This is a genomic window from Citreimonas sp. (assembly GCF_042096055.1).
Lineage (GTDB): Bacteria > Pseudomonadota > Alphaproteobacteria > Rhodobacterales > Rhodobacteraceae > Citreimonas.
Map to the genome: position 1 here is coordinate 5332 of NZ_JBELMH010000078.1, position 8738 is coordinate 14069.

Consider the following 8738-nt stretch of genomic DNA (forward strand, 5'->3'; position numbering starts at 1 on the left):
CGCGCGATCTGGGCGCGGCGGATGATGCACCGCGACTGGTACGACCTGCGCGACACCGACCGGATGCTGCACGCGGGCGCGTTCAACTGGACTTTCACGCTCGGGACCGGACTGCTCGACCCGTGGAGCGTCGGCGCCACCGCGCTGATCCCGCGCGCGGGCACCGATCCGGCGCAATTGCCGCTGCTGATGAAGCGCTACGAGGCGACGCTGTTCGCCGCCGCGCCCGGCGTGTTCCGCAAGGTGCTGCAGGCGCCCGTGCCGGCCTTGCCGAAACTGCGCCACGGCCTCGCCGCGGGCGAGAAACTGTCCGAAAAGCTGCGCGCGACATGGCAGGACGCGACCGGGACACCGGTGCACGAGGCCTTCGGCATGACGGAATGTTCGACCTTCGTGTCGTCGGCGCCGGGGCGTCCCGCAGCCGATGGCTGCCTCGGCGCGCCGCAGGCCGGGCGTCGCGTCGCAGTGTTGGACGAGCACGGCGCGCCGGTGCCGCGCGGCACGGCCGGCACCATCGCGATCCACCGGAGCGATCCGGGACTGATGCTCGGTTACGTCGATGCGCCGGACGAGACCGCGGCGCGGATGCGCGGCGACTGGTTCGTCACCGGCGATCGCGGTGTGATGCGGGCCGACGGGCAGATCGAGTACGTCGGCCGCACCGACGACATGATGAACGCGGGCGGCTACCGCGTCTCGCCGCTCGAGGTCGAGGCCGCGCTGGCGGACCTGCCCGGCCTCGACGAGATCGCGGTGACCGACATCGCCGTGAAGGAGGGCGTGCGCGTGATCGCGGCCTTCTGCGTCTCGTCCGCGCCGCTGGACACGGACGCGCTGGCGGCGGCTGCAGCAGACCGGCTGGCGCGCTACAAGCAGCCGCGCGCCTGGATCCGGCTGGCCGCGCTGCCGCGCAGCGCCAACGGCAAGCTCGTCCGTTCGGCGCTGGCCGATGCGCCCCGCGCCTGAGCACCGGCCGGCCGCTGGCCATTCGCGCCGCGCCGTGGCACAGGTGGCAGGGCGGCCCAGCGACGCGAAAGGACCGACATGACCCAGCTCGACATCTTCTCCGACCCGATCTGCCCGTGGTGCTATATCGGCAAGGCGCATCTCGACCGCGCGCTGGCGGACCATCCGGACCATCCGTTCCGCGTCCGCTGGCTGCCTTTCATGCTCAACCCCGACATGCCGCGCGAGGGCATGGACCGCCGCGCCTATCTCGAGCAGAAGTTCGGCGGCAAGCAGGGCGCGCTGCGCGCCTACACCCCGATCGCCGAGGCTGCCGAGGCCGCGGGCCTGCCCATCGACTTCGAGGCGATCGAGCGGACGCCATCGTCGATCGATGCGCATCGCCTGATCCACTGGGCAGAGCTGGAGGGCGCGCAAACCGCCGTCGTCTCGGCCCTGTTCCGCGCGTATTTCGCCGAAGGGCGCGACATCGGCTCGCACGACGTGCTGGCCGACATCGCCGATGCCTGCGGGATGGATGCCAGCGTGGTCCTGCGCCTGCTGGCCACCGAAGAGGACCGCCGCGAAATCGTCGAACGCGACGCCGCCGCGCGCGGCATGGGCATCAATGCGGTGCCCACCTTCATCGTCGCGCAGACGCATGCCGTGCCCGGCGCACAGCCGCCCGAGCTTTGGGCGAAAGTGATCGAAGAACTGCGCGGCATGGACCAGCGCGGGGGCGATGCAACGCCGGTATGACGGCGCGCGCCTTCCCTGTTCCGGCGGGCGGTGCTAGGGGCCGGGGGTAACAGCCCGGAACGCCTGATGCCCCGCTCCCTCTCGCGCCTCGAATTCATCGCGCTGATCGCGATGCTCTTCGCCACCATCGCCTTCTCGCTCGATGCGATGCTGCCGGCCCTGCCCGCCATCGCGGCGGATCTCGCGCCCGGCGATCTGGCCTCGGCGCAGCTGGTGGTGACAACCTTCGTGCTGGGCATGGGCGTGGGTACGTTCTTCACCGGGCCGCTCTCGGATGCGCTGGGGCGCAAGCCGGTGATCCTGGCGGGTGCCGCGCTATACGCGGGCTCGGCCTGGGCTGCGACGCAGACCGAAAGCCTGACCGCGCTGCTGGTCGCCCGCACGCTGCAGGGCCTGGGTGCCGCGGGGCCACGGGTGGTGGCGCTGGCCATCGTGCGCGATCTCTATTCCGGGCGCGGCATGGCGCGGATCATGTCCTTCGTGATGATGGTGTTCACGCTGGTGCCGGCCTTCGCGCCCAGCCTCGGCGCGGTGCTGCTGGGCGTGGGCGGCTGGCGGGCGATCTTCTGGGCGTTCGTGGTCTTCGCCGGGATCGCCGCGCTGTGGCTGGTCCTGCGCCTGCCCGAAACGCTGCCCAGGGCCGAGCGGCGCCCGTTTCGAGCCTCTGCATTGCGCGACGCGACGGTCGAAGTGCTGCGCCACCCGGTGGTGCGGGTCACCCTGATCGTGCAGGCGCTGAGCTTCGGCATGCTGTTCGCGGTGCTGTCCAGCGTGCAGCCGATCTACGCCGCCTTCGGCCGGGCCGAGAGCTTTCCGCTGTGGTTCGGCGGCATCGCCATCGTCGCGTCCTCGGCCAGCGTGCTGAACGCGGCGCTGGTGATGCGGCTGGGGATGCGACTGCTGATCACCGCGATGCTTGGCGTGCAGGTCGTGCTGAGCGGCACGATGGTCTGCGTGCTGCTGGCGGGCCTGCCCGAGCCTGCGCTGTTCGCCTGCTTCGTGGTCTGGCAGGCGTCGCTGTTCTTTCAGGCCGGCCTGACCATCGGCAACCTCAACGCGCTGGCGCTCGAGCCGATGGGCCACATCGCCGGCACCGCCGCGTCGGTCACGAGCGCGGCGGCGACGGTACTGGCGGTGGTCTTCGCCGTGCCGGTGACATTGGCCTTCGACGGCACGCCGCTGCCGCTGGCGCTGGGGGTCGCGCTCTACGCCGCGCTGGCGCTGTGGCTGATGCTGCGGTTGCAGGGACGGGACGCGGCGCAGCCGGTCTGACCGCGGGCGCCGACGCGCGCCCGCGTGACGGTCGTCACGCGGCGTTCTGCCGGCGCGCGTCTTCGAGTTGCCGGAACGCGGCCATCGAGTGCGCCAGTTCCTCGGCATCGGCGCGCAGGCGCATGCCCATCGCGGCCAGTTCCTCGCTCTGGCCGGCAGTGGCCTGGGTGCGTCCGTCGAGATCGGCCACCGTGTGCGACAGGCTCGAGATGTCCGTGGCCTGCGCCTGGCTGCCGTCGCGGATCGTCTCGATCATGCCCGAGACCGCCTTGACCTGGTCGACGATGCGCGACAGCCGGTCTCCGGTCTCGTTCACCAGCGCGGCACCGTCCGAGACGTGATTGGCGCTTTTGGCGATCAGTTCCTTCACGCCGCTGGCGGCTTCGGCGGTACGCTGGGCCAGCCCGCGCACTTCGCTGGCAACGACCGCGAAGCCGCGGCCGGATTCGCCGGCCCGGGCGGCCTCGACTCCCGCGTTGAGCGACAGCAGGTTGGTCTGGAAGGCGATGTCGTCGATCAGGTCCATGATCTTGGCGACTTCCGAGGTGCTGCTTTCGATCAGGTTCATCGCCGCGATGGCGCGGTCGGTCACGGCCCCGCCCTCCTCGGCCTCGGACCGGGTGCGGTTTGCTGCGACCGCCGCGTCATCCGCCTGCGCGGCCGACGCGGTCAGGCGTTCGGAGACCGCGCCGATGCCGGCATTGACCTCGGAAAGCGCCAGCGCCTGTTCCTCCGAGCGTGTCGAGAGAGAGCCGGTCACCGATTGCAGCGCCTCGGCCTCGCGGGCAAAGCCCTGGGCCATGGATTGGGCGCTGCCGATCGCCTCGCTCAGCTGGCTGACGGCGCGGTTGAAGTCGTGCCCGAGATCGGCGAACCCGGCCGGCAGCGCCTTCTCGATCGAGCAGTCGAGATCGCGGTCGGCCAAGCGCGCCATGTGCTTGCGCAGGACGGTCACGGCCGCCTCGGTCTCGTCGGCGCGGCGCTGTGCCTCGTCCCGCGCGGCCTGGGCCCGGCGCGATTCCTCGGTTGCCGCGATCGTCGCCGCGTCGGCGCGTGCGGCCATGGTGTTGCGCTGCGCGATCGACAGCGCCAGCGCGCCGGTCTCGAGCACGACAAGCACCCCGTGCAGCCCGGTGCGCAACAGGTTCTCGACCAGCGTGACGGAGGGATAGACCAGCGCCGGCACCAGCAGCGACAGCCCCGCATGGTGCACTGCGATTACGCCGCAGGCGACCAGCAGCGGGCCGACCCGGCCCAGCACCGACACGCAGGCCAGCACCAGGAAGTACAGCATGTGCGTGTCGATCTGCCAGGCGTGGCCGGTGAACATCGCGGTGAAGATCGCCGATTGCGCCACCAGCGTCAGCGCCAGCACGTAGTCGGTCAACCACGACCTGAACCGCGCCGCGAGGACCGCCGCGCCGGCGACGACGACCGAGGCCAGCCCGAACATCAGCGCATGGCCGTGGAACAGGTCGGAGCCGATGTTGAGAACCGCCAACGCACAGGCGACGAAGACGACGATGCCCGTCGGCGTCACGCCGCGCAGGAAGGAGCCGATTTTCATGTCAAATTCACTCCGCAAATAGAGGCAATGGACGTCCCGTCGCGCACCGCCCACGCGCCCAGGGCGCGCAGGTCGGCGACCGGGATCGCTCCGTCAAAAGTCGCCAATGTCCCGAACGCGGCCGAGACTGGCCCCAGCGGCCTGCCCCCCGCGCCGGTCACGATCGCCGCCGCGCCCTGCCCCCAGGGCGCCGCGATCACCAGCACCGGGGCGCCCGCGACCGCGTCGTCCCCGCGCAGCGCGACCAGGCCCGAGGCCGCGATCGTCGCGACGAGGCCCAGCAGGATCACCCAGCCGGCCAGCACGCGGCCCGTGGCGGGCGCAGGGATCGAAAAATCGTTCATCCGCAAAGCAGTGCACCAGATTCCTTGCCAACTCGTTTCCGGAACACCGCGCGCCAACCCCTCTTTCGTTTCAATTGTCGCCACCCTATCAAGGGCCTCCACACCGGTCCGGAGACTCTCGTGAGCCAGAATGCCCCCCGCGACGCCGCGCCCGCCGAGCAGCGCATCCACGCCCGCATCGCCACCGACATCGCCGCCCGTCCCAACCAAGTCAGCGCTGCCGTGGCCTTGCTGGACGGCGGCGCGACGGTTCCGTTCGTCGCGCGCTACCGCAAGGAGGCGACCGGCGGGCTGGACGACACGCAGTTGCGCCTGCTGGCCGACCGGCTGGGCTACCTGCGCGAACTGGAAAGCCGCCGCGCGGCGATCCTGGGCGCGGTGCGCGAGCAGGGGAAACTGACGCCGGACCTCGAGCGCGCCATCGTGCAGGCCGACACGAAGGCCACGCTCGAAGACCTGTACCTGCCCTACAAGCCCAAGCGCCGGACCAAGGCGATGATCGCGCGGGAGAACGGGCTCGAGCCGCTGCTCGAGACAATCCTGACCGACCGTCGGGCCGATCCGCAGGCCCTGGCGGGCAAGTACCTGTCGGACGCGGTGCCCGACGCCAAGGCCGCGCTGGCCGGCGCGCGCGACATCCTGTCCGAACGCCTGTCCGAGGACGCCGCCCTGCTGGGCCGTCTGCGCGACTTCATGCGCGCCGAGGCGCTGGTCATCGCGCGCGTGCAACCCGGCAAGGAAGAGGCCGGCGCCAAGTTCCGCGACTACTTCGACCACTCCGAGAAGTGGTCGGCGATCCCCGGCCACCGGGCACTGGCGATCCTGCGCGCCGCGAACGAGGAGATCGTGACCATCGAGATCGCGCCCGAGCCCGAGACCGGTGCGGCGCGCGCCGTGGCGATGATCGCGGCCACGCTGAAGACCGACGGCGATGGCGCGGGCGACGTTTGGCTGCGCGAGGCCTGCGCCTGGACCTGGCGGGTCAAGCTGAGCCTGTCGATGTACGTGGACCTGCTGACCGAGATGCGCCGCCGCGCACACGAAGAGGCGATCAAGGTCTTCGCCCGCAACCTCAAGGACCTGCTGCTGGCCGCCCCCGCGGGCACGAAGGCGACGCTGGGCCTCGATCCCGGGATCCGCACCGGCGTGAAGGCCGCGGTGGTCGACGCCACCGGCAAGGTGGTCGAGACGGCGACGCTGTACCCGTTCCAGCCGAAGAACGACCTCAACGGAGCCGTGGCCGCGATCGGCGCGCTGGTCGAACGGCACGGCGTGGCGCTGGTGGCGATCGGCAACGGCACCGCCAGCCGCGAGACCGAGCGTCTGGTCGCCGAGGCGCTGGACAAGGTCCCGGCGGCGAAACGCCCGGTCAAGGTCGTGGTGTCCGAGGCCGGCGCCTCGGTCTACTCGGCCTCGGAACTGGCGGCGCGGGAATTCCCCGATCTCGACGTGAGCTTGCGCGGCGCGGTGTCGATCGCGCGGCGCCTGCAGGACCCGCTGGCCGAGCTGGTGAAGATCGAGCCGCGCTCGATCGGGGTGGGCCAGTACCAGCACGACGTCGACCAGAAGCGGCTGGCGCAGGCGCTGGACGCGGTGGTCGAGGATGCGGTGAACGCGGTTGGCGTGGACCTCAACACCGCCTCGGCACCGCTGCTGGCGCGGGTCGCCGGGCTGGGGCCGAAGCTGGCCGAGGCGGTCGTCGCGCATCGCGATGCCGAAGGCGCCTACCCGTCGCGCAAGGCACTGCTGAAGGTGGCCGGGCTGGGTCCGAAGGCGTTCGAGCAGGCTGCCGGCTTCCTGCGCATCCGCGACGGGGCCGAGCCGCTCGATGCCTCGGGCGTCCACCCCGAAAGCTACGACGTGGCCCGCCGGATCGTGCAGGCCTGCGGCCGCGACCTGCGCGCGGTGATGGGCGACGGCGGCGCGCTGCGCGGGCTGGACCCCGCGCGCTTCACCGACGACCGCACCGGCCTGCCCACCGTGCGCGACATCCTGGCCGAGCTGGAAAAGCCCGGCCGCGACCCGCGACCCGCCTTCAAGACGGCGACCTTCGCCGAAGGGGTCGAGGATATCCGCGACCTGAAGCCTGGCATGCGGCTGGAGGGCACGGTGACCAACGTCGCGGCCTTCGGCGCCTTCGTCGATATCGGCGTGCATCAGGACGGGCTGGTCCATGTCAGCCAGCTTGCCGACCGGTTCGTGAAGGACCCGCACGAGGTGGTGAAGGCCGGCGACGTGGTGCAGGTCTCGGTCACCGAGGTGGACGTCGCGCGCAAGCGGATCGGGCTGAGCATGCGCAAGGACGGCGGCGCCTCGGCGCGGCGCGAGGGCGGCGGGCAGGCGGATGCCGCGAAGGCCGCGCCGCGGCAGGGCGGCCCCCGCGGCGGCCCCGCCGGCCCATCGGGCAAGGGCGGCAAGCCGGGGGGCGGGCCTGACACGGGATCGACCGACGGGACTGGTGCGTTGGGCGACAAGCTGCGCGAGGCGATGCGGCGGCGCTAGGGCGCTGTCGATTGGCAGGCGAGCGCGCCCGGGCCGCGCGGTCGTGGACGCGCGGCATCGTCACGCTAGCTTTGCCGCACACGACGAAAGGCACCCCATGCTCGACCTCATCGACCCGCTCATCGCGCTGCTGACCATCGGCTTCGGCCTCTTCGGCTTCGTGGCTCCGCGCTACACCGCCGGCGTCCTCGACATGACGCCCACCGACAGCACGATGGGTCTGAGCGAGATCCGCGCCTCGGCCGGGGGCCTGTTCGTCGCCGTGGGCGCGGTGTGTCTCTTCACCGGCGCGCCCTGGGCCTACGCGATGCTGGGCGTGGCCTATGCGGGTGCCTCGACCGGGCGCGCGATCTCGATGATCGTGGACAAGCCGCCGCAGCCCAAGGCGCTTGCGTGGTTCGCGTTCGAGGCGATCCCGGCGGTCTGGCTCATCTGGACCAACTGGCCCGCCTGACCGCGCAGCCGTTTTCCTTCCGGCCTGCACAACCGCGCGCGGCGTGCTAGGATCGGCGCATCATCGCATCCGGAGGAGACCACCATGACACGTCTGCTGACACTGATCGCCGCCGCCTTCCTGCTGCTCGCGGGGCCACTGGCCGCCCAGGACGATTCCTACGGCCAGCAGAAGGCCGTCTACCACATCAACTTCGACGGGATGTCCGGCACCTCCTACCGCTCGGCGATGGGCAACGTGCAGAACCACATCAACGCGGTCGGCGCGGAAAACATCGAAATCGCCGTCGTGATGCACGGCGACGGGCTGGGGCTGCTGATGGCCGCCAATGACGACGACGGCCTGCAGACCCGCATCGGCGGGCTCAAAAGCCAGAACGTCCGCTTCCTGATCTGCGCCAACACGCTCGAGGGCCGCGACATCGCGCTCGACGATCTCTACGACGCCTGGGACGAGGACGTCGTGCCGTCGGGCGTGGCCGAGCTGAGCAAGCTGCAGCAGGACGGCTATACCTACATCAAGCCCTGAGCGCGCGCGTCCCGTCTTGAACACGCCGCGGCGCAACGCTATGTTCAGCGTGTCCCGGCAACGGGACTATGGGCATAAACGCGCGTGAAATAAGCGGATCGGACCCGGGGGCGGTACCCGGCGGCTCCACCAGATCTCCCGGCGTTGGCGGGACATGGGGCCGAAATAGGATCGACGAACGTGTAAAGACGTGGCTTTGTCCCGGTGAGGTACCACCGTTATCGGTCCGTAAAGCATAATTGCCAACGACAATCATGCTCCGGTCGCAGTTGCCGCGTAAGCGGTAACTTGACCGAAACCTGAAGTCCTTGGGCCTAGCAGCTCAAGGCGGGGTTCGCAGGCACCTGGCAACAGAAGCCTGCACTTT

Annotated in this window: 8 protein-coding genes and 1 other RNA gene; 7 read left to right on the forward strand and 2 right to left on the reverse strand. The window is 70.7% G+C overall.

Features of this window, described 5'->3' with window-relative positions; genetic code table 11:
• The 3 genes from ACFDTC_RS14700 to ACFDTC_RS14710 form a co-directional block, all read left to right on the forward strand.
• Positions 1 to 966: class I adenylate-forming enzyme family protein (locus ACFDTC_RS14700; protein ID WP_375259639.1), on the forward strand; the 966-nt coding region annotated here is incomplete at its 5' end.
• 78 nt (positions 967 to 1044) lie between these two features.
• Entirely contained in the window at positions 1045 to 1704 is a 660-nt protein-coding gene (locus ACFDTC_RS14705) for a DsbA family oxidoreductase (RefSeq protein ID WP_375259640.1), read from the forward strand.
• A 66-nt stretch (positions 1705 to 1770) separates the two neighbouring features.
• Positions 1771 to 2976, forward strand: a complete 1206-nt coding sequence (locus ACFDTC_RS14710; protein WP_375259641.1) for an MFS transporter — start codon at positions 1771 to 1773, stop codon at positions 2974 to 2976.
• Positions 2977 to 3010: 34 nt separating this feature from the next.
• Here the strand turns inward: ACFDTC_RS14710 and ACFDTC_RS14715 are convergent, their stop codons facing one another.
• Both ACFDTC_RS14715 and ACFDTC_RS14720 read right to left on the reverse strand, forming a co-directional pair.
• Positions 3011 to 4543, reverse strand: coding sequence for a methyl-accepting chemotaxis protein (locus tag ACFDTC_RS14715; protein ID WP_375259642.1), 1533 nt, complete (start codon positions 4541 to 4543; stop codon positions 3011 to 3013).
• Positions 4540 to 4887 (reverse strand): hypothetical protein, encoded by a 348-nt coding sequence (locus ACFDTC_RS14720; RefSeq protein ID WP_375259643.1) that lies wholly within the window; start codon positions 4885 to 4887, stop codon positions 4540 to 4542. The genes ACFDTC_RS14715 and ACFDTC_RS14720 overlap by 4 nt, the downstream gene beginning before the upstream one ends.
• Positions 4888 to 5007: 120 nt before the next feature.
• Between ACFDTC_RS14720 and ACFDTC_RS14725 the strand changes: the two genes are divergently transcribed.
• From ACFDTC_RS14725 to ssrA, 4 genes are all read left to right on the forward strand, one after another.
• Positions 5008 to 7389 carry a Tex family protein gene (locus ACFDTC_RS14725; protein ID WP_375259644.1) on the forward strand — a complete coding sequence of 794 codons (2382 nt, stop codon included), beginning with the start codon at positions 5008 to 5010 and terminating at the stop codon, positions 7387 to 7389.
• A 97-nt stretch (positions 7390 to 7486) separates the two neighbouring features.
• Entirely contained in the window at positions 7487 to 7843 is a 357-nt protein-coding gene (locus ACFDTC_RS14730; RefSeq protein WP_375259645.1) for a DUF4345 family protein, read from the forward strand.
• An 84-nt stretch (positions 7844 to 7927) separates the two neighbouring features.
• Positions 7928 to 8371 carry a DsrE family protein gene (locus tag ACFDTC_RS14735; protein ID WP_375259646.1) on the forward strand — a complete coding sequence of 148 codons (444 nt, stop codon included), beginning with the start codon at positions 7928 to 7930 and terminating at the stop codon, positions 8369 to 8371.
• 12 nt (positions 8372 to 8383) lie between these two features.
• Positions 8384 to 8736: a transfer-messenger RNA gene (gene ssrA, locus ACFDTC_RS14740) on the forward strand.
• Positions 8737 to 8738: the final 2 nt, after the last annotated feature.